The organism is Curtobacterium aurantiacum, assembly GCF_018598555.1.
In the GTDB taxonomy this organism is placed as follows: domain Bacteria; phylum Actinomycetota; class Actinomycetes; order Actinomycetales; family Microbacteriaceae; genus Curtobacterium; species Curtobacterium aurantiacum.
Window position 1 is genome coordinate 132,162 of record NZ_JAHEWN010000002.1, and the last position, 19,772, is coordinate 151,933.

The window sequence follows — 19,772 nt, forward strand, 5'->3', positions numbered from 1 at the left end:
CCGGGCAGCGTCCAGCCAAGTAGCCTCGCCAGGACTCGAGTTGTCATAGACATTTCACATGTTTGATATTCTGCCTGGATGAACAGACACCATTTCCGGCGACGCGTCGGTCGCGGCGCCGCTGTCGTGACGGCTGCGGGCCTGCTCGCGACGCTTTCGGCGCCCCTCGCCGCGACAGCGGTCAGCGGCCAAACCGTCCTCACGCCCGCTCCGACGACCACGACGGTGGGGGAGAACGACCCGCGAGTGCTGTTCGTGGAGGACTTCGAGCACGGCGTCGGCACCACGCCGATCATGCTCGACCAGTACATCGGTGTCGACGGCGCGGAGTACACCGCCGATCCGGCGTGGATCAACGCCGCGGAGTGCAACGGCATCATCACGAGCCACAGCAGCACCGCTGTCTCGGGATGCAATGCCAACGGCGAACTGCGCGCACTCGGGTCCGTCCTCGGACAGATCACTGGCGAGGACCGCGAGACGAACCACGTGGTCAGTGCCTGGACGTCATCTCGGACCCTGCCGACGAACGGTGTGCAGATCGAGTCGCTCGACGAGTTCTCGCTCGGGGCGTCCGGCCGCTACGTGTCCTTCGGCGTGAGCGCCGCGGCCGGCGCCTGTGTCGGGTACGCCCACCCGCTGCTCGACTTCCTCCTCGTCGACGGCACGGTCGAGCGCCCGGTGTCGAGCCGCCCGATCGACCCTTGTACGGATCCCCGGTCGACGAGCTACACGGTCGACGGAGCCACCTACCAGGGCGGGCAGTTCGTGTCGTCCGGCGGCATCCTGTTCTCCGGAGAGACCCTGCGGTGGCGTCTCCGGAACGCACAGTCGTCCGCCAACGGGAATGACGGAGCCTTCGACCACGTGACCATCGTGGACTCGACCCCGACGCTGGCGAACGAGTTCACGGGCGCTCCGATCGTCGGCGACACCGCCCGCATGACGATCAGGGTCGTGAACACGAGCGAGCACGGCTCGAAGCCAGGCTGGTCGTTCTCCGAGGAACTCCCGGACGGTCTCCGCGTCGCCGCCGATCCGAAGACCACGACCAACTGCGCCGCGTCGGACCTCGACGTCGTCGCCGACGGCGGATCCGTCGGCGCCAGCGGGAACCTGGCGCTGGACGCGGTCGACTGCTCGATCTCGTTCGACGTCACCGCGTCGGCATCGGGCACCTACGTGATCGACGCCGACGACGTGACCGAGCGTGTCGGGCTCGACCTGCCGGCGTCCGCGAGCGTCACCTTCGCTCCCGAGCAGAACCAGCTCCGAGTCGTGGACCGCGCCGTCCTGACCGGCGGCAACGAGGACGGCGTCGCCGACCTCGGTGAGTCGGTCGCGTTCCACAGCACGGTCGAGAACGCCGGTGACGTGCTGGTCCGCGAGCTCGCGCTCACCGGTACGAACGGTGTCGTCACGTGCGACACCGGTCAGCTCGAGGCTGGTGCGTCGACTTCCTGCGCCACGGAGGCGCGTCCGGTCAGCCAGGCGGACATCGACCGCGGGTCGATCGACGACTCCCTCACGGCTGAGGCCACCTCTCGCTCCGGCGAGTCCGTCACGGCGACGGCGACGGCGACCGTGCCGACCACGCAGGTCGCCCCGGCGGCGACGCTCGAGCTCACACCGGCCGTCCACGGTGGTGCCCCCGGCGTGGGTGACGACGTCGGACTCACCGTGACCGTGACGAACGCCGGCAACATCTCGCTCAGTGGCCTCGCGGTCACCATCGCCAACGAGTCCGGCATGACCGTCGACTGTCCGGCAGTGCCACTCGCGCCCGGTGCGTCGGTGGAGTGCGAGGTGACGGGAGCGCACCGTGTCTCCCAGGCCGATGTGGACCGAGGAGCAATCCCGTTCACGGCGAGCATGACCGCCGTGGGGCCCGCCGACCAGCCTGTGCGCACTGATGCGAGGACGTCCCAGCCGACCGTCGCGCAGGCGCCTGCGCTCGGCACCTCGGTCACGGCCGACCTCGACGCGGCTGGTGCCGCGCCGGCCCCCGGGGACCGGATCGACCTCGCCGTCACGGTCCGGAACACCGGGAACGTGACCCTCACGGACGCCGCTTCGACCTTCGCCGACCGCGAGGGGCTCGAGGTCACGTGCGCCTCGGACCCGGTGGCAGTCGGTTCTGAGGTCGAGTGCACCGTCTCCGGGTACGCGCTGACCCAGGCGGACATCGACGCCGGTGTCGTCGACTTCGCCGTCGACTCCACCGCAACGACGCCGACCGGCGCGACGGTGTCGGCGAAGGACACGGCCTCCGTGACCGTGGACCGTCGGAGCGGCGTCGTCGGCACGCTCACCGCAGGGCTCCGCGGAACGGACGCACCGAAGGCAGGAGACCCGGTGTCCCTCGACGTGCACGTGCGGAACTCGGGCAACGTGACGCTGCGGGACTTGGTCGCGGTGATCGACGGTCGCGAACTCGCCGTCACCTGCCCGGACGGCGCGCTGGTTCCGGGAGCCGAAGTCGACTGCGCCGTCGAGGACCATGAGCTCACGCAACGGGAGATCGACGCCGGGAAGGCCGACTTCGGCCTCACTGCGACGGCGGAGGACCCGGCCGGCTCGACGGTCCGGGGGTCCGACGCAGCCTCGGTTGCGCTCGCCCGAGCGGGTGCCCTGTCCCTGAGCGCCACGAGCGTCCTCGACCCGACCGAGCACGAGGTGCCCGAGGCTGGAGACCGGGTGACGGTGACGGTCACGCTGCAGAACACCGGCAACGTGACCCTCGACGACCTCGCCGGGAAGGTCTCCGACCGTGCGGGCATGACGGTGACCTGTCCCGACGAGTCCCTCGCTCCCGGTGAGCGAGTCACCTGCGAGGTCGGCTCGTACACGCTGACCCAGGCGGACGTGGACGCGGGGTCCGTGCGGTTCGCGCTCCAGGGCACGGCGACGGATCCGGACGAGTCCCCGGTCGAGGCAGCCGGCGAGACCGCCACGACGATCGTCCGTGCGCCGTCGATCTCCTCGGCTGGGACCGCGTCCGTCGACACCGAGGGGCGCGACCACGGCACGGCCGGTGACGCTGCCTCCCTCAGTGTGACGGTCGAGAACACCGGCAACGTCACCGTGTCGGACCTCGTCGGCGCGGTCGAGGACCGCACCGGGATGCTCGTGTCGTGTGCTCCCGACGCCCTGGCTCCCGGGGAGACGGTGACCTGCAACGGTGGCACGACCCCGGTGACCCAGGCCGAGGTCGACGCCGGTGAGGTCGCGTTCGTCGTCGTCTCCTCCGCCACCGGCTCGAACGGGCAGGGCGTCGTCTCGACAGCGGAGGCCACTGCGGCGATCAAACGCGCCCCCGCCGTCGACGTCACCGTCGTCGCGCACCTGGCGGCCTCGGACCACGCCGTCCCGCACGCTGGCGACCACGTCAACGTGGCGGTGCGCGTGGCGAACGCCGGCAACGTCACCCTGTCGGACGCGACCGCCGAGCTCGTCGAGCTCGCTGACATGCCGGTCACCTGCCCCACCGCCGACCTGGCTCCGGGAGCGACGATCGACTGCGTGGTGGAGGACCACGTCCTCAGCCAGTCCGACGTGGACCACGGGGTCGTCCCGGTCGCCGCGGTGGCGAACGCCGCCGGGCCGGACGGCACCCCGGTCGACGACCGGGACGACGTGCGGGTCGGGCTGACCGCGGCGAACGTGCTCGACCTCTCGGCCGAGCCGCTCCTGCACGGTGCGGGCGACCGGGTGCGCGTCATCGGCGAGGACCACGTCCTGCGACCGGGCGACCGGGTCTCCGTGCGGTACCAGGTCGTCAACACCGGGAACACCACGGTCACCGACCCGCAGCACGCGGACGGCACGTCCGCCCTGGACTGCTCGGCGGCGCCGCTGCGGCCCGGCGAGCGAGCAGTCTGTGACCGGGCTGAGGTGCACGTCGTCACGGACGCGGACGCGGACGCCACGGCTGGTGAGGTCGTGTTCGTCGGCCAGGTAGCGGGACACGCACCCCGTGCGGACGGCTCCTCGACCGAGGCGCCCGGCGCGGCCAGCACCGGGCAGCTCGCCCCGGTCAGCACCACCCGCGGCGCGGCGAGTGCCGGCAGCGCGACGGCGGAGCCCGTGTGGGTCTTCTCGGAGCGGGTCCGCACGACGCTGACGGTGGAGCCCGCCCCGGTCGTCCCGGCTGCGGCCGGTCCGCTGGAGCTCGCCTTCACCGGCTCGGAGATCCTGATGGTCGGGGTCCCCTCGGCGATCGTGCTCCTGCTCGCCGGCGCCGTCCTGATGCTCCGTCAGCGACATCGCGCCGCCAGTTCAGACAGTGTCGACGACCGCCAGGTCTGACACCGCTCAGCACAACCGGCCCTCGGCTCCGCTCGCGGAGGCGGGGGCCGGTTGCTACGCGAGCGCAGCCGTGATGTACGCCTGCAGGGCCTGTCCGTACGCGATCGCCGGCACCTCGGACGCGAAGCTGCGGTCGGCCCCGCCGATCGTCGCCGTCACCGTGAAGACCACGCGGCCGCCGACCTGCACCCGCGTCAGGCCGATGAACGAGGGCCCGAGCAGTTCGCGCAGCTGGTCCTCGCGGGGCAGCCAGAGCGACTCGGTGGCGGTGACCGAGTCGAGCGCCCACTCGGTGGTCCCGTTGAAGCCGAGGATCGTGCCGGTGGGGGAGTCGTGCCGCTCGACGGTCATCTCGGACACCGTGTAGACGTCGTCGTCGATGCCCGGCTTGTCGATCACGAACCGGTCCCCGGTCTCGGGGTGCCAGCGGAGGCCGGCGTCGCGGAGGGACCGGGCGAGTTCGACGGTGATCACGTTCCCACCTTGCCCGCGTGACCCGCCCCTGTCACCACCTAGGTTGCCGAAAGCATCCCGTACTAGCATCGCCGAGCACCCCTCGCGCGAGCGCAACCCGTTCGCGCGCGCGACGTGACGACGCCCGGGCAACCGGCACCGCGCCTCCGGACCGTCAAGACCGGTCGTGGGGCGGGCCGCCGGCCGGCGTCCCGACCGAGGCTGACGGACACCCTGCCGCCGAAGAGAAGGACCCGCATGACCCTCGACCGCGAGGAACTCCGCGACGACTGGACCGTGACCATGGCCGGAGGGACCGGTGCACCGGACGGTGTCGCCGGCCGCACCATCCCGGCGACGGTGCCGGGCCAGGTGCACACCGACCTGGAGCGGGAGGGCCTGCTGCCGGACCCGACGTTCGACCGGAACGAGCAGGCCGCGAAGTGGGTCGGCCGTGCCGACTGGGCCTACCGGCGCACGGTCGACGTCGACCCGCGCGGCCACGAGCGCGTCGACCTGGTGTGCGACGGCCTGGACACCGTCGCGGAGCTCAGCCTGGACGGCGTCGTCGTGGGCACGACCCGCAACATGCACCGCCGGTACCGCTTCGACGCACGGGTGCAGACCGGCTCGGGCGGCGCCACGAAGGACCTCGAGATCCTGTTCGAGTCGCCGTACCGCGAGGCCGGCCGGGTCGCCGCGAAGGCCGGCAGCATGCCCGGTCCGTACGACGAGCCGTTCCCGTACATCCGCAAGATGGCCTCGAACTTCGGGTGGGACTGGGGCCTCACGGCGGTCACGAGCGGCCCCTGGCGGCCGGTCGCGATCGAGCGCTGGTCGACCGCGCGCCTGCGCGAGGTCCGCCCGCTCGTCGACGTCGAGGCCGGCGAGGGCGTGCTCGACACGCACATCACCGTCGAGCGCTCGGGCATGAACGACCTGGACCAGGACGGCGAGGACGACGACCTGGTGCTCGTCGTCACCGTGAGCGGTGAGACCGAGGCCGGGGGCACCACCCGTCAGCGGTCCCGCGCGCAGCTGACCCCGAAGGACGACGAGACGGTCGTGACCGTGCGTGTCCCCGAAGCGCGGCGCTGGTGGCCGCGCGGGTACGGCGCGCAGGCGCAGTACGACGTCGTGGTCGAACTGCAGACCGTCGACGGCGAGGTGCTCGACCGCGACACGTTCCGTACCGGTTTCCGGTCCACGCGCATCGACACCCAGGTCGACGGCATCGGCCGTCCCTTCGCCGTCCACGTCAACGGCACCCTCGTCGACGTCCGCGGCGTCAACTGGATCCCGGACGACGTCATCGTCTCGCGCGTCGACCGTGCCCGGCTCGAGTCCCGGCTGGGCGCCGCTGCATCGCTGGGCACGAACCTCGTGCGTGTCTGGGGCGGCGGGGTGTACGAATCGCGCGACTTCTACGAGGTCTGCGACGAACTCGGACTGCTCGTCTGGCAGGACTTCCCGTTCGCGTGCTCGGCCTACCCCGAGGTCGAACCGATCCGCAGCGAGGTCATCGCCGAGGCGCGCGACAACGTCGCCCGGCTCGCCCGCCACCCCTCGCTGGTGGTGTGGAACGGCAACAACGAGAACATCTGGCTGCACGACGCCGACGGCTGGGGTGCGGAGCTGGGCGATCGGGGCTGGGGCCTCGACTACTACCTCGACCTGCTGCCGACCATCGTCGACGCGGTCGACCCGTCGCGCTTCTACACGGTGGCCTCGCCGTGGTCCGGCTCGGAGTCGCTCCCCGCGAACGAGGTCGACCACGAGACGCACCACTCGTGGGACGCCTGGAACCGGCTGCCCGACACCGCCTACCGCGAGTCGGTGCCGCGGTTCGTGTCCGAGTTCGGCTGGCAGGCGCCGCCCGCCTGGCGGACGCTGCGTGAAGCGGTCACGGACTCGCCGCTCCGGGTCGACTCGCCCGGTGTCGTCCACCACCAGAAGGCCGCGGACGGGATGGCCAAGCTGGCACGCGGACTCGAGCCGCGCTTCGGCGCGGTCGACCCGGCCGCGTTCGACGCGTGGCACTACCTGACGCAGCTGCAGCAGGCGCGGGCGATCGCGACCGGCATCGAGCACTGGCGCACGCACTGGCCGCGCAACACCGGCGTCGTCGTGTGGCAGCTGAACGACCTGTGGCCGGTGGCGTCGTGGTCGGCGATCGACTCGGCGGGGCGGCTGAAGCCGCTCGCGCACGAGCTGCGCCGGCTGTACGACGACGTGCTGCTGACGATCCGTCCGGTGTCGTCGGTCTCGGTGACGCCGGGTGCGGAGCGGACTGGAGGCCCGGATCACCCGGGTGGGTCGGCTCCCGTCGGCGAGACGGCCGATCTGGGCGAGCTGGCGGACACCCTGTCGCTGGGGGTCTCACCCGGCGCGTTCGGGTCGTCGCCCGTCGAGGTCGCCGTCCGGTCGACGCGCGGTGGGCAGGACAGCGTGGTCCGGGTGCGCCGGGTCACCACGGCCGGCACGATCCTGGCCGAGGTGTCGCTCCCGGTCCGGCTCTCGGCTGCTGGCGTCGCGGTCGTGGCGCTGCCCGAGTCGGTGGGCGTCGTGGACGACCCGACGAACGAGCTCATCGTAGCCGACATGGACTGGCGCCGCGCCGTGTGGACCCCCGGTCCCGACGCCGCGATGCGCTGGCAGCCGGCGCGCTACCGCACCTCGTTCGCGGTGGTCGACGGTGGCCTGGACCTGGCCGTCGAGGCCGATTCGCTCGTCCGCGACCTGCTGGTGCAACCGGACCGGGTCGCCGCCGGTGGAACCGTCGACCGCGGGTTCATGACGCTGCTGCCCGGCGAGCGGGTGGTGTTCCGGCTCGGCGGTGTGACCGAGGCCGACATCCCGGCACTGCGTGCGGCACCCGTGCTCTGGAGTCTGGACCGCGTCCTCGCTCGTTGATATACAGAACGACACGGTGATATATTCACTGTTGCGCCGCTCGTTGTCGTGACCTGAGCGACTCCGGCGTCCGATCGGCCTCCTCGTCGACCGGTCGACAGGAGGTCTCACATGTCGCTCGCCATGCGTCCACCCACCGGAGTGGTCCCGACCGTGCGGATTCCACCCGTGCATGTTCCACCCGAGCCGGGGATCGCCTCCGTCGCTGTCACTGCGTCGCACCGCACGGTCGCTCCGGCGGGAGCGCGCCGAGGGTTCGTCCCCGCGGTGGCGCTGCTCGACCTCGTGCTGCTGCTCGCCGCGTTCGTCATCGCCCACGTCGTGCGGTTCCCCTGGGAGCTCGGGTCCGTCCGACCGCGGTCGGGCTGGTTCGAGTTCGTCGTCGCCCCGGCCATCGTCGTGGTCTGGATGCTGCTCCTCTCGGCGTTCCGGACCCGCGACCCACGGATCGCCGGCATCGGCAGCGACGAGTACCGCCGTCTCGTCACCGCCAGCCTCGTCGCCATCGGCGGTGTCGCGGTCGTGGCGTACGCGGCGCAGCTCGACCTGGCTCGCGGGTACGTCGCGATCGCGTTCCCCCTGGGCTTCGCGTTCCTGGCGCTCGGTCGCAAGGGCGTCCGGACGGTGCTCGCCCGGAGCCGCGCCCGGGGTGAGCACCTGCAGGACGTCCTGATCGTCGGCGACGCCGAGGACGTCCGGTACGTGGGTGCGCGGATCGCGGCCGCGCCCAGTGCCGGCTACCGAGTGCGTGCCGTCGTGACGGACTGCGTTCCGGTCGGGGCCCGGGTCGACATGGGGGTGTCGACGGCTCCGGTCGTCGGCGGTGTCGAAGACGTGCTCGCACATGCCCGGAGCGAGGACGTCTCGGCCGTCGTCGTCGCGGGTGCTGTCCGTGGTGGGCACGCGCGCCTCCGTCGGCTCGGGTGGCAGCTCGAGGAGCACGGCGTCGAACTCGTGGTGTCCTCTCCCCTGGCCGACATCGCCGCGGGGCGGGTGCACGAGCGCCCCGTCGACGGGCTGCCGCTCATGCACGTCGAGACACCCGACTACCGCCGACGCGCGGGCAAACGGGCACTCGACGTCGTGGGCGCCGCGCTCGGCCTGATCCTGCTCTCCCCCGTCCTCGCCGTGGTCGCGCTGGCGATCCGCGCCGACGACGGCGGGCCGGTCTTCTTCCGGCAGGTCCGCGTCGGCCGCGGTGGCGCCGAGTTCCCGATCCTGAAGTTCCGGACGATGTGTGTCGACGCCGAGGCGCGCATGGCTGACCTGCAGTCCGAGAACGAGGGCGCCGGTCCGCTGTTCAAGATGAAGGACGACCCGCGGGTGACCCGGGTCGGAGCGTTCCTGCGACGCACCTCGCTCGACGAACTGCCGCAGCTGTGGAACGTGCTCACCGGTTCGATGAGCCTGGTCGGCCCACGTCCTGCCCTGCCGCGTGAGGTCGCGCTGTACGAGGACTTCGCGGACCGCCGACTCCTCGTCACCCCGGGGATCACCGGCCTGTGGCAGGTCAGCGGCCGTTCGGACCTCGACTGGGCCGAAGGCGTCCGGCTCGACCTGCACTACGTCGAGAACTGGTCGTTCCTGCACGACCTCGTGATCCTCGCCCGCACCGTCCCGTCGGTGCTCCGGTCGCGCGGCGCGTACTGAGCGCTGCGCTTCCCTGTGCGAACCGTGACGGTTCCGGGGGCCGGCCTGGGCATCCAGGGGCGGGGGAGTTACGATGAGGTCACACGGACTTCCGTTGCGTTGGTCGACGATGACCGGCAGGCAGCGACCAGTTCCAGATCAAGGAGTCAACATGTGGCAAGGCTTGGGCGGGGTTCACCTGCTGATCATCCTCGGCATCATCATCCTGCTGTTCGGCGCGACCAAGCTCCCTGCGCTCGCCAAGGGCCTCGGCCAGTCCATCAACATCTTCAAGAAGGAGATGTCGGACGACGAGAAGAAGGCCAAGGCGGAGAGCGCAGCCCAGAACGGCACGGTGCACACCACCACCGTTCAGAACGTCCCCGCTGAGCCCGCCGCCGGTCCGGTCCTGAACCCCGAGCCGAGCGCGCAGCCGAACACCGACTCCCGGCGCTAGGGCACCCGCCCCGTCCTGTCGGCAGCCCCCGCGACCACCTCGGTCGCGGGGGCTTCCTCGTGCGGGGCTCGTTCCTGCACACGGAGTAGCCCCCGGGTACCGCGTGCCGCAAGATGAGCACATGACCGCCCCCGCGCCCCACGCCGTCGCCCCGCTCCGGGACGACCGGCGGATCGTGCTGGTGGTGGCGATCCTGGCGTCGTTCGTCGTCGGGCTCGACTCGAGCGTCGTGAACGTCGCACTCCCCGCGATCCGGCAGGAGCTCGGCGGCGGACTCGTCGTGCAGCAGTGGGTCGTCGACGCCTACCTCGTGACGCTCGGCTCGCTCATCCTGGTCGCCGGCAGCCTGTCCGACCTGTTCGGCCGGGTCCGGATCATCACGTGGGGGCTCGTGGTCTTCGGCATCGCCTCGGTGGCGTGCGCGATCGCCCCGACCGGCGAGGTGCTCATCGTCGCCCGGGCGCTGCAGGGCGTGGGTGGGGCGCTCGTCATGCCGAGTGCGCTCGCCCTGATCGTGGCGGCGTTCCGCGGGGCGGCGCAGGCGAAGGCGATCGGGACCTGGACGGCGTGGTCGAGCGCCGCGACCATCGTCGGGCCCGTGGTCGGCGGGTTGGTGGTGGACGGCATCGGGTGGCGATGGATCTTCGTGCTGACCGCGGTGCCGATCGCCGTGACGATCCCGTTGGTCCTGCGCATCACGGGCGACGTGCACCCCGCCGTCCGCCCGCGCATCGACGTGGTCGGTGCCGTACTCGCCGTCGTCGGGGTCGGCGGTGTCGTGCTCGGGCTGATCGAGCAGGAGCGGCTCGGGTGGGGCACACCGGTGGTGGTCGCCGCGCTCGTCCTCGGTGCCGCAGCGCTCGCAGCGTTCGTGCCGTGGGAGCTGCGGGTGACGCGGACGACGGGGTCGCCGCTGGTGCCGCTCGAACTGTTCCGGGAGCGGAACTTCACGGTCGGCAACCTGGCGACGCTGTCCATCTACGGTGCGCTCGGCATGGTGTTCTTCGTCGTCACCCTGTTCCTGCAGGAGGTCTGGCGGTTCCCGGCCTGGCTCGCCGGCCTCGCGACGCTGCCCCCGACGATCATGCTGCTCGCGCTCTCCACCGCCGTCGGAGCGTCCGCCGGTCGGTTCGGCCCGCGGTGGTTCATGGCCGCCGGGCCGGCGGTCGGTGCCGTCGGTGCGCTCCTGCTGCTGCTCGCCGGCGACGACCCGAACGGGTACTGGTGGTCGGTGTTCCCCGGGCTGGTGCTGATCGGCGTGGGCATCGCGCTGATGGTCACGCCCCTGACGAGCGCGGTGCTCGGGTCGGTGCCGCAGTCCGAGGCCGGCGCTGGATCGGCCGTGAACAACGCGGTCGCGCGGATCGCCGGACTCGTCACGGTGGCACTGGCCGGCGTGGTGCTCGGCGGCGAGGTCAGCGTCGACGGGCTGCACCGGGCCATGGTGGTGATGGCGCTCCTGTTGCTGGCCGGTGCCGTCGTCTGCGCCGTCGGAATCCGGAATACGTCCGCGCGGACGTAAGTTGAGTGGAGTAGACTCAACTACAGGACCACCGCAACGAAAGGACGGAACGCATGGCGAACCTCCAGGGCGCTCCTGACTCCCAAGAACGACAGAAGACCGCCCTCGAGCAGTACGGCATCGACCTCACGGCGATCGCCCGCAGCGGCAAGCTCGACCCCGTGATCGGACGCGACTCCGAGATCCGGCGCGTCTCCCAGGTGCTCACGCGCCGCACCAAGAACAACCCCGTGCTCATCGGTGAGCCCGGCGTCGGCAAGACCGCCGTCGTCGAAGGGCTCGCGCAGCGCATCGTCGCCGGGGACGTCGCCGACTCCCTCAAGGACAAGCGGCTCATCTCGCTCGACATCTCCGCCCTGATCGCCGGCGCCAAGTACCGCGGCGAGTTCGAGGAGCGGCTCAAGTCCGTGCTCAAGGAGATCAACGACTCCGACGGCCAGGTCATCACCTTCATCGACGAGCTGCACACCCTGATGGGCGCCGGTGGTGGCGAGGGGTCCGTCGCGGCGTCGAACATGCTCAAGCCGATGCTCGCCCGCGGTGAGCTCCGGCTGATCGGCGCGACGACCCTCGACGAGTACCGCGAGTACATCGAGAAGGACGCCGCGCTCGAGCGACGCTTCCAGCAGGTCTACGTGGGTGAGCCCAGCGTCGAGGACGCCGTGGCGATCCTCCGCGGGCTCAAGGAGCGCTACGAGGCGCACCACAAGGTGACGATCAACGACTCCGCACTGGTCGCCGCCGCGAGTCTGTCGAACCGGTACATCTCCGGCCGCCAGCTGCCCGACAAGGCCATCGACCTGATCGACGAGGCCGCGAGTCGGCTCCGCATGGAGATCGACTCGAGCCCGGTCGAGATCGACGAGCTGAAGCGGAACGTCGACCGCCTGCGCGTCGAGGAGTTCGCGCTCAAGCAGGAGAAGGACGACGCTTCGAAGGCCCGCCTCGAGACCCTGCGCAACGAGCTGCACACGCGCGAGGAACGGCTGGCCGAGCTCGAGCAGCGCTGGCAGGCCGAGCGCGCGAGCCTGAACCGCATCGGTGAGCTCAAGCAGCAGTTGGACGACCTGAACATGCGGTCGCAGCGGGCCCAGCGCGAGGCCGACTACGAACTCGTCTCCCGGTTGGAGTACGGCGAGAAGCCCCGGATCGAGGCCGAGCTCGCCGCCGCCGAACAGGCCGAGAGTGCCGACCGGATGGTGAACGACAGCGTCACCGACGAGGACATCGCCGCCGTCATCGCGCAGTGGACGGGCATCCCGCTCGGCCGACTGCTGCAGGGCGAGACCGAGAAGCTGCTGCACCTGGAGAGCGAACTCGGCCGCCGGATCATCGGGCAGCGCACCGCCGTGACGACCGTTTCCGAGGCCGTCCGTCGTACCCGCGCCGGCATCTCCGACCCGGACCGTCCGACCGGTTCGTTCCTGTTCCTCGGCCCGACGGGCGTCGGCAAGACCGAGCTGGCCAAGGCGCTCGCCGAGTTCCTGTTCGACGACGAGAAGGCCCTCGTCCGCATCGACATGAGCGAGTACGGCGAGAAGCACTCCGTGGCTCGCCTGATCGGTGCCCCGCCCGGGTACGTCGGGTACGAGGCCGGTGGACAGCTGACCGAGGCCGTCCGCCGCCGCCCGTACTCGGTGATCCTGCTCGACGAGATCGAGAAGGCGCACCCCGAGGTGTTCGACGTGCTGCTCCAGGTGCTCGACGACGGCCGCCTGACCGACGGCCAGGGGCGCACGGTCGACTTCCGGAACACGATCCTCGTGCTGACGTCGAACCTCGGGTCGCAGTTCATGACGGACCTGTCCCTGAGCGACGTGCAACGGGAAGAGGCGGTCCGTGAGCTCGTGCAGCAGGCGTTCCGACCCGAGTTCATCAACCGGCTCGACGACATCGTGGTGTTCCAAGCCCTGACGGCCGACGACCTCGGGCAGATCGTGTCGCTCTACGTCGACCGGCTCGCCCGCCGCCTGACGGACCGTCGGCTCGAGCTCGCGGTCACGCCACAGGCACGCAGCTGGCTCGCGGAGCGCGGGTACGACCCGCTGTACGGCGCGCGGCCCCTTCGTCGTCTGATGCAGCGGCAGATCGACGACAAGCTGGCACGCGCGATCCTGTCGGGTGACGTCCGCGACGGCGACACCGTCCGCGTCGACGTCGCCGCGGACGGCGACGGCCTGACGGTCGAGCCCTTCGAGCTGGCCGAGATCGTCGAGGAGTAGCCCACCAAGACGAACGGGAGGCCCGTCGCCGGTTCCTGGGACCGGTGATGGGCCCGTCGTCTAGCGTCCAGGGCATGCCAGAGATCCGCGCGATCCGCCGCCTCACCGACGCCGTCGAGCACGCGAGCGTGCTCGACAAGGCCGTCGACATCGACCGTGCCGTCGTGAACGCCCTCGCGAAGCCGAAGGCCCTGCGCCAGCTGCTCCACGGTGTGCCGTTCGGCCACCCGATCCACCCGCTCATGGTCCAGGTGCCGCTCGGCGCCTGGATCTCCGCCGCGGTGCTCGACCTGCTCGGCGGGAAGGGCAACGCGAAGGCCGCCAAGACCCTGGTCGGCGTCGGGGTCGTCTCCGCGGGCAGCGCCTCGGTCGCCGGGTACGTCGACTGGTCCGAGCTGAACCGCGAGCAGCTCCGCACCGGATGGGTGCACCAGGCCGTGAACTGGACCGGCCTGTCGCTGTACGGCCTGTCGTGGCTGCAGCGGAAGCGGGGCAACCACGGCGCCGGCAAACTGCTCGGCTTCGCGGGTCTCGCCGTCGTCAGTGTCGGCGGCTACCTCGGCGGGCACCTGTCCTACCGCCAGCGCGCCGGCGTGAGCGACCACGGCGAGGTCCCGTACGACGCCTGACCCCGCTCACAGCCTGCACAGAGGTACGTCACGTGTGATGTATCGATGCGCGTACTCGTGGTGGACGACGAACGGTCCCTCGCCGACCTCATCGCGACGGGCCTGACCCGTCAGGACATGGCGGTCGACGTCGCCCACCGCGGCGACGACGCCGACGAACTGCTCTGCGTGAACGACTACGACGTGGTCGTGCTGGACCGCGACGTGCCGGGTCTGCACGGCGACGAGGTCGCTCGGCGGCTCAACGCCCGTGGTGCGATGACACGGATCCTGATGCTGACGGCGGCGACGACCCTGGCGGATCGGGTCCACGGACTCGAACTCGGTGCGGACGACTACCTGACGAAGCCGTTCGAGTACCCCGAGCTCGTCGCCCGGGTCCGCGCCCTCGGCCGACGGAGTGTCGCGCCCGTCGCTCCTGTGCTCGAACGCGCGGGGCTCGTCGTCGACACGAACCGCCGGATGGCCATGCGCGACGGGCGGCCGCTCGACCTCACGTCGAAGGAGCTCGGGGTGCTCGAAGCACTGCTCCGCGCCGACGGCCGCGTCGTGCCGGCCGAGGAGCTGCTCGAGAAGGTCTGGGACATGAACGTCGACCCGTTCACCGCGGCGGTCCGTGTCACGATGTCGAAGCTCCGGCGGAAGCTCGGGTGCCCCGACCCGATCCGGACGGTGCCCGGGCAGGGCTACGCGCTGTGAGCAGGTGGTCGCGCGGCTGGAGCATCCGGACCCGGACCGCCGTCACCTTCGCCGTCGCCGCGATGGCGCTGGCGACCGGGGTCGTCGTGTTCAGCAACGTGATGTCGCTGGCGGGTGTCGGTGCCGGCCTCGACAACGCAGCGGTCCGGCGGGCCGTCCCCTCGGAGGGCGGTGCCTCGGCCGTACCCCGGCCCGTCGCACCGGACAGCGGTGCACCGGGCGACGGCACGGCCGTGGCGGTGATCCAGCTCGTCGCGGCGCAGCAGTGGCAGTGGTCGGCGGTCGGGATCGGCGGCGCAGGGCTGGCAGCCGGGGGCATCGGGTGGCTCGTCAGCCGTCGGGTGCTCCGACCGATCGACCGGATCACGGCGACCGCGAACCGGATCTCGGCCTCGAACCTGCACGAGCGGATCGCGCTCGACGGCCCCGACGACGAACTCCGGCGACTCGCACGCACCGTCGACGATCTGCTGGAGCGGCTCGAGACCGCCTTCGAGAGTCAGCGGCGGTTCGTCGCGCAGGCGTCGCACGAACTCCGCACCCCGCTCGCCGTGCAGCGCGCCGCCGTGCAGATCGGGCTGCACGACGACGCCGACCGGCAGGACGTCCGGGCCGTCCGCGAGGAACTGCTCGAGCAGAACCGGCGGACCGAACGGCTGGTCGAGTCGCTGCTCGTGCTCGCCGAGGCGGATCGCGGGTTGGCGGGCACGACGCGGACCGTCGATCTCGTGGAGGTGACCGACGCGCTGACGGCGGCGGTGTCCGTGACGGCGGCCGAGGCGGAGGTGACCGTGACCCACGAGCGCCGCGCCGGGCCTGGCGGTCTGGTCGTCACGGGAGAACCGACGCTGCTGCGCCAGCTGCTCGGCAACCTGGTCGGCAACGCCGTCGAGTACAACGAACCCGGCGGGTTCGTCCGCGTCACCACGTCGGCTGACGGGTTCGTCGTCGAGAACTCGGGGCCGATCGTGCCGGCGGGGGACGCGCCCCTGCTGGTCGAGCCGTTCCGCCGCGGCGCGTCCGCCACCGGTGCGGGGCGGCACAGCGGGCTCGGGCTGTCCATCGTCGCCGCGATCGTGCAGGCGCACGGATGGCGGATGATGATCACGGCGCGGCCGGTCGGCGGACTCGTCGTCCGCGTGGGTGTTTCGTCGGTGTGACCCGGCGGGCACGCGGCCCGAAACAGTCGGTGCGCTGTCCTGGGGACATGGACATCACGAAGACCATCCGACGGAACCGATCCCTGCTCGCCGTGGCCACCGCGGTCGTGCTCCTGCCCGCCGTGCTCACGGGGTGCTCGAGCGGTGGTCCGGGTGGCGGACCCACCGACACGACCGGCACCGCGGCGGCCGGCGTCACACTCGCCGAGTGCATGCGCGACCGCGGGTACGACATGCCGGATCCCGGGAACGGCGGGCCCACCGTGCAGCTGAGCGCGCCGGACGGCGTCGACGAGGAGCAGTACCGCGATGACCTGACGGGGTGTCTCGACGACACCGCGGGAGCGGGGGAAGCGGATGCTGCGAAGCCCGCGCCCGGGATGGCCGGGAAGGCACTCGAGGCCGCCGCCTGCATCCGGGAGCACGGGTTCTCCGACTACCCGGACGACGAGGAGGGCTGGATCGCCTACCAGCCCGAGGACGAGGCCGCCTTCGACGAGGTCGCCCGGTCCTGCGACGACCGGGTGTTCGGCTCGAGCGGCCAGGGCTCGAGCGGCCAGGGCTCGGGCTCGAGTGGAGAGGACGCTGACTCGTGACGACGAGTGTGCGGCGACGGGCGGTCCTCGCGGCCGTGACCGTGCTGACCGTGATCGCCGTCGGCACCGGTGTCTGGGCGGTCGTCGGTGTGTCGACCGGCGCCCCGGCCTCGGCGGACGCCGGCGCCGGTGCGTCCCCGGCGACGACGGCCACGGCGACCGTGACCGAGGGCGACCTCGTCGACTCGAAGGTCTTCGCGGGGACACTCGGGTACGGGGCGGCTGTCGGGGTGCCCGGCGCCGCGACCGGCACGCTCACCTGGCTGCCGCGGCCCGGTGCCGTGATCGAGCGTGACGGCTCCCTGTACGCGGTGGACGAGCGTGCCGTGCGCTCGATGTACGGCACGGTGCCGCTGTGGCGCACGCTCGAGCGCGGGCGGACGGGCACCGACGTGCGGCAGCTCAACGAGAACCTGGCAGCGCTCGGGTACGACGTCGCCGTCGACGATGCGTTCGGACCACGGACGGAGCGCGCCGTGCGGCAGTGGCAGGTGGACCGCGGGCACGAGACCACCGGGGTGCTGACGGCCGACGACGTCGTCTTCGTGGACGGCCCGGTTCGGGTGGCGGCGGTCGACGGACGGCTCGGGCAGACGGTCGGGGGCGGCGCGGGTGCGTCGGCCGGTGCGGCCGGGCAGCCGGCCGGCTCCGGCACGGGGGCGGCCGAGGACGTGCTGCAGGTCACGAGCACGAAGCGGATCGTGCGCGTCACGGTGTCCCAGCGCGACGCGGAACGACTGTCGGTCGGCACGGTGGTGGACGTGCGGGTCAACGGTGCGGGGGCATCGATGGTCGGCGAGGTCCTCGACGTGCAACCGGACACGGAGGACGACGGCGGCACGAAGGCCGACGTGTCGATCGGGTTCGAGGCGGGTGACCGGAGGCTGCCGGCGGCCGCGTCCGCGCAGGTGGACGCGAAGGGCGCCACCGAGCGGCACGTGCTCTCCGTCCCGGTCGCCGCACTCGTCGCCGGGGCCCGCGGGACCTACGCGGTCGACGTGGTGCAGCGCGACGGCACCACGAAGCGCGTTCGGGTCGAGCCCGGCTTCACGGCTGACGGCCGGGTGGCGATCACCGGTGCCGTCGCGGCGGGCGACCGGGTGGTGGTTCCCCGATGACCGCGGAGACCGGTGCCGATGCCGTGCTCTCGCTCCACGAGGTGACGAAGGTCCACGGCGACGTCCACGCCCTGCGCGGGGTGTCGCTCGAGGTCGGCGCCGGGGAACTCGTCGCCGTCGTCGGACCGTCGGGCTCGGGCAAGTCGACGATGCTCAACGTGATCGGCACGCTCGACCGGCCGACCTCGGGCACCGTCACGATCGCGGGCAACGACGTCGCCGCGATGTCGGACGACGCGCTCTCGCAGCTCCGGGCCGACCACATCGGCTTCGTCTTCCAGCACTTCCACCTGCAGGCCGGTGCGACCGCGCTCGAGAACGTCGCCGACGGCCTGCTGTACACGGGTGTGGCGCGACGCGAGCGGCACCGGCGCGCGGTCCATGCGCTCACGAGCGTCGGGCTCGGTGAACGCGCCGACCACCGGCCGCACGAGCTGTCGGGCGGCGAGAAGCAACGGGTCGCCATCGCCCGAGCGATCGTCGGGGACCCCACGATCCTGCTCGCCGACGAGCCGACCGGGGCACTCGACACGGTGTCCGGCGCCGCGGTCGTGGAACTCCTGCGGGAGCGCAACGCAGCGGGCACGACGGTGGTCGTCATCACGCACGACCTGGACCTCGCCGCGTCGCTGCCCCGCCAGGTCCGGATGCGGGACGGCCGGATCGAGCACGAGGGCGCCCGGTGAGCCGGCGACGGTCCGTCGGCGCGGTCGACCTGCTCCGCCTCGGGGTGTTCGGGTTGCGGACCCGCCCGGGCCGCGTCGTGCTGTCGGCGCTGGGCATCGCGATCGGCATCGCCGCGATGATCGCGGTGGTCGGCATCTCGTCGTCCAGCAAGGCGAAGGTCGACCAGGTGCTCGACGCCCTCGGCACGAACGTGCTGACGGCGACCCCGGCGCAGGGCTTCGGGGAACCGGTCCCGTTGCCGTCCACCGCCCTCGAGTCGGTGCTGCGACAGGACGACGTCGAGTCGGCCGCTGCGGTCGGCACGGTGCCGGACACCGGGGTGTACCGGAACCCGTACGTCCCGGCGCCGCAGACGAAGGGCATCGGGGTGCTCGCCGCGTGGGGTGACCTCCCGGAGGTCCTCGGCGGTGAGCTCGCCGCTGGTCGGTGGATCGACGACGCGGTCGGGGCCCCGCCGCAGGTCGTGCTCGGGTCACAGGCTGCGGCGGTGCTCGGCACGGAGGACCTGCGGCCGGACAGCCGGGTCTGGATCGGTGGACAGTGGGTGCAGGTGGTCGGGGTGCTCGAGCCCGTCGCGCTCGCCGAGGACCTCGATTCGCGGGTCTTCGTCCCGCGCGGGTTCGCCGAGCGGCTCGGCTTCGACGGTGCGCCGACCGCGGTGTCCACCCGGGTCGACCCGGCGCACGTCGAACGGTCGCGGGACCGGCTCGCAGGGGCCATCCGTCCGGGTGCCCCGCAGGACGTCGGGGTGACGCGACCCTCGGACGCGTTGGCCGCGAAGAACGCGACCGACGACTCCTTCACCGGGCTGCTCGTCGGCATCGGTGGCGTGGCGCTGCTGGTCGGTGGGATCGGGGTGGCGAACACGATGGTGATCACCGTCCTGGAGCGTCGAGCCGAGGTCGGCGTCCGCCGTGCCCTCGGTGCCCGTCGTCGGAGCATCCGTGACCAGTTCCTGGTCGAGTCGTTGCTGCTGTCGTTCCTCGGCGGGGTGGCCGGCGTGGTGATCGGCGTCGGCGTGACGGTGGTGTTCGCGGTGACGCAGGGCTGGCCGGTCGCGTTGCCGGTGTGGGCCGTCCTCGGGGGACTCGGCGCGACGGTGGTGATCGGCGGGGTGTCCGGGCTCTACCCGGCGGCACGCGCGGCGCGGATCCCGCCGACGTCCGCCCTGGCGGCCGTCTGACGCGTGCGGTGGACGCGCGTACGGGAGGCCCGGTGCCGGCCCGGCGGACCGACACCGGGCCTCCAGGCGGTGGCTCGCATCCGCCGGACGCGAGTCGCAGATCATGCCTGGTCATGACCACCTGGTCAAGCATCTGCGTCGATCTGTTCGACATCCGTGATGCCCCGGAAACACGCGGATCGAAAGACGTCACAGG

The 19,772-nt window shown here is 71.8% G+C and carries 14 protein-coding genes; 13 read left to right on the forward strand and 1 reads right to left on the reverse strand.

Annotated features, from left to right (window positions below; genetic code table 11):
* Nucleotides 1–78: 78 nt before the first annotated feature.
* Nucleotides 79–4,308, forward strand: a complete 4,230-nt coding sequence (locus KK087_RS02565; RefSeq protein ID WP_214564109.1) for a CLIPPER-2 domain-containing protein — start codon at nucleotides 79–81, stop codon at nucleotides 4,306–4,308.
* Nucleotides 4,309–4,362: 54 nt separating this feature from the next.
* On the opposite strand, the gene KK087_RS02570 is transcribed toward KK087_RS02565, so the two are convergent.
* A complete protein-coding gene (locus tag KK087_RS02570) occupies nucleotides 4,363–4,782 on the reverse strand; it encodes a hypothetical protein (RefSeq protein ID WP_027464885.1) in 420 nt (139 codons plus the stop codon).
* 237 nt (nucleotides 4,783–5,019) lie between these two features.
* Here KK087_RS02570 and KK087_RS02575 point away from each other — a divergent pair, with 237 nt between their 5' ends.
* From KK087_RS02575 to KK087_RS02630, 12 genes are all read left to right on the forward strand, one after another.
* Nucleotides 5,020–7,674, forward strand: a complete 2,655-nt coding sequence (locus KK087_RS02575) for a glycoside hydrolase family 2 protein (RefSeq protein WP_214564110.1) — start codon at nucleotides 5,020–5,022, stop codon at nucleotides 7,672–7,674.
* Nucleotides 7,675–7,941: 267 nt separating this feature from the next.
* Nucleotides 7,942–9,324 (forward strand): sugar transferase, encoded by a 1,383-nt coding sequence (locus KK087_RS02580; RefSeq protein ID WP_214564111.1) that lies wholly within the window; start codon nucleotides 7,942–7,944, stop codon nucleotides 9,322–9,324.
* Between the two features lie 151 nt (nucleotides 9,325–9,475).
* Nucleotides 9,476–9,760, forward strand: a complete 285-nt coding sequence (gene tatA, locus KK087_RS02585) for a twin-arginine translocase TatA/TatE family subunit (protein ID WP_214564112.1) — start codon at nucleotides 9,476–9,478, stop codon at nucleotides 9,758–9,760.
* Nucleotides 9,761–9,881: 121 nt separating this feature from the next.
* Nucleotides 9,882–11,282, forward strand: coding sequence for an MFS transporter (locus KK087_RS02590; protein ID WP_214564113.1), 1,401 nt, complete (start codon nucleotides 9,882–9,884; stop codon nucleotides 11,280–11,282).
* A gap of 53 nt (nucleotides 11,283–11,335) precedes the next feature.
* Nucleotides 11,336–13,504 carry an ATP-dependent Clp protease ATP-binding subunit gene (locus tag KK087_RS02595; RefSeq protein WP_214564114.1) on the forward strand — a complete coding sequence of 723 codons (2,169 nt, stop codon included), beginning with the start codon at nucleotides 11,336–11,338 and terminating at the stop codon, nucleotides 13,502–13,504.
* A 74-nt stretch (nucleotides 13,505–13,578) separates the two neighbouring features.
* Nucleotides 13,579–14,133: a DUF2231 domain-containing protein gene (locus tag KK087_RS02600; protein ID WP_214564115.1), complete on the forward strand. Its 555-nt coding sequence runs from the start codon at nucleotides 13,579–13,581 to the stop codon at nucleotides 14,131–14,133.
* A gap of 45 nt (nucleotides 14,134–14,178) precedes the next feature.
* The gene (locus tag KK087_RS02605; RefSeq protein WP_214528815.1) at nucleotides 14,179–14,832 is read left to right on the forward strand and encodes a response regulator transcription factor; all 654 of its coding nucleotides are present in this window, start codon (nucleotides 14,179–14,181) and stop codon (nucleotides 14,830–14,832) included.
* Nucleotides 14,829–15,992, forward strand: coding sequence for a sensor histidine kinase (locus KK087_RS02610; protein WP_214564116.1), 1,164 nt, complete (start codon nucleotides 14,829–14,831; stop codon nucleotides 15,990–15,992). Before KK087_RS02605 ends, KK087_RS02610 begins: the two co-directional genes overlap by 4 nt.
* A gap of 47 nt (nucleotides 15,993–16,039) precedes the next feature.
* On the forward strand, nucleotides 16,040–16,588 hold the full coding sequence (locus KK087_RS02615; RefSeq protein WP_214564117.1) for a hypothetical protein: 549 nt from the start codon (nucleotides 16,040–16,042) through the stop codon (nucleotides 16,586–16,588).
* A complete protein-coding gene (locus KK087_RS02620) occupies nucleotides 16,585–17,706 on the forward strand; it encodes a peptidoglycan-binding protein (RefSeq protein WP_214564118.1) in 1,122 nt (373 codons plus the stop codon). The genes KK087_RS02615 and KK087_RS02620 overlap by 4 nt, the downstream gene beginning before the upstream one ends.
* On the forward strand, nucleotides 17,703–18,392 hold the full coding sequence (locus KK087_RS02625; protein WP_214564119.1) for an ABC transporter ATP-binding protein: 690 nt from the start codon (nucleotides 17,703–17,705) through the stop codon (nucleotides 18,390–18,392). Before KK087_RS02620 ends, KK087_RS02625 begins: the two co-directional genes overlap by 4 nt.
* Nucleotides 18,389–19,576 (forward strand): ABC transporter permease, encoded by a 1,188-nt coding sequence (locus KK087_RS02630; RefSeq protein WP_214528820.1) that lies wholly within the window; start codon nucleotides 18,389–18,391, stop codon nucleotides 19,574–19,576. The genes KK087_RS02625 and KK087_RS02630 overlap by 4 nt, the downstream gene beginning before the upstream one ends.
* Nucleotides 19,577–19,772 lie beyond the last annotated feature (196 nt).

What these genes read in the sequence shown, in the direction of transcription:
- KK087_RS02565 (WP_214564109.1), top strand. Translation starts at nt 79, where the DNA reads ATGAACAGACACCATTTCCGGCGACGCGTCGGTCGCGGCGCCGCTGTC.
- KK087_RS02595 (WP_214564114.1), top strand. Translation starts at nt 11,336, where the DNA reads ATGGCGAACCTCCAGGGCGCTCCTGACTCCCAAGAACGACAGAAGACC.
- KK087_RS02605 (WP_214528815.1), top strand. Translation starts at nt 14,179, where the DNA reads ATGCGCGTACTCGTGGTGGACGACGAACGGTCCCTCGCCGACCTCATC.
- KK087_RS02625 (WP_214564119.1), top strand. Translation starts at nt 17,703, where the DNA reads ATGACCGCGGAGACCGGTGCCGATGCCGTGCTCTCGCTCCACGAGGTG.
- KK087_RS02600 (WP_214564115.1), top strand. Translation starts at nt 13,579, where the DNA reads ATGCCAGAGATCCGCGCGATCCGCCGCCTCACCGACGCCGTCGAGCAC.
- tatA (WP_214564112.1), top strand. Translation starts at nt 9,476, where the DNA reads ATGTGGCAAGGCTTGGGCGGGGTTCACCTGCTGATCATCCTCGGCATC.
- KK087_RS02615 (WP_214564117.1), top strand. Translation starts at nt 16,040, where the DNA reads ATGGACATCACGAAGACCATCCGACGGAACCGATCCCTGCTCGCCGTG.
- KK087_RS02590 (WP_214564113.1), top strand. Translation starts at nt 9,882, where the DNA reads ATGACCGCCCCCGCGCCCCACGCCGTCGCCCCGCTCCGGGACGACCGG.
- KK087_RS02575 (WP_214564110.1), top strand. Translation starts at nt 5,020, where the DNA reads ATGACCCTCGACCGCGAGGAACTCCGCGACGACTGGACCGTGACCATG.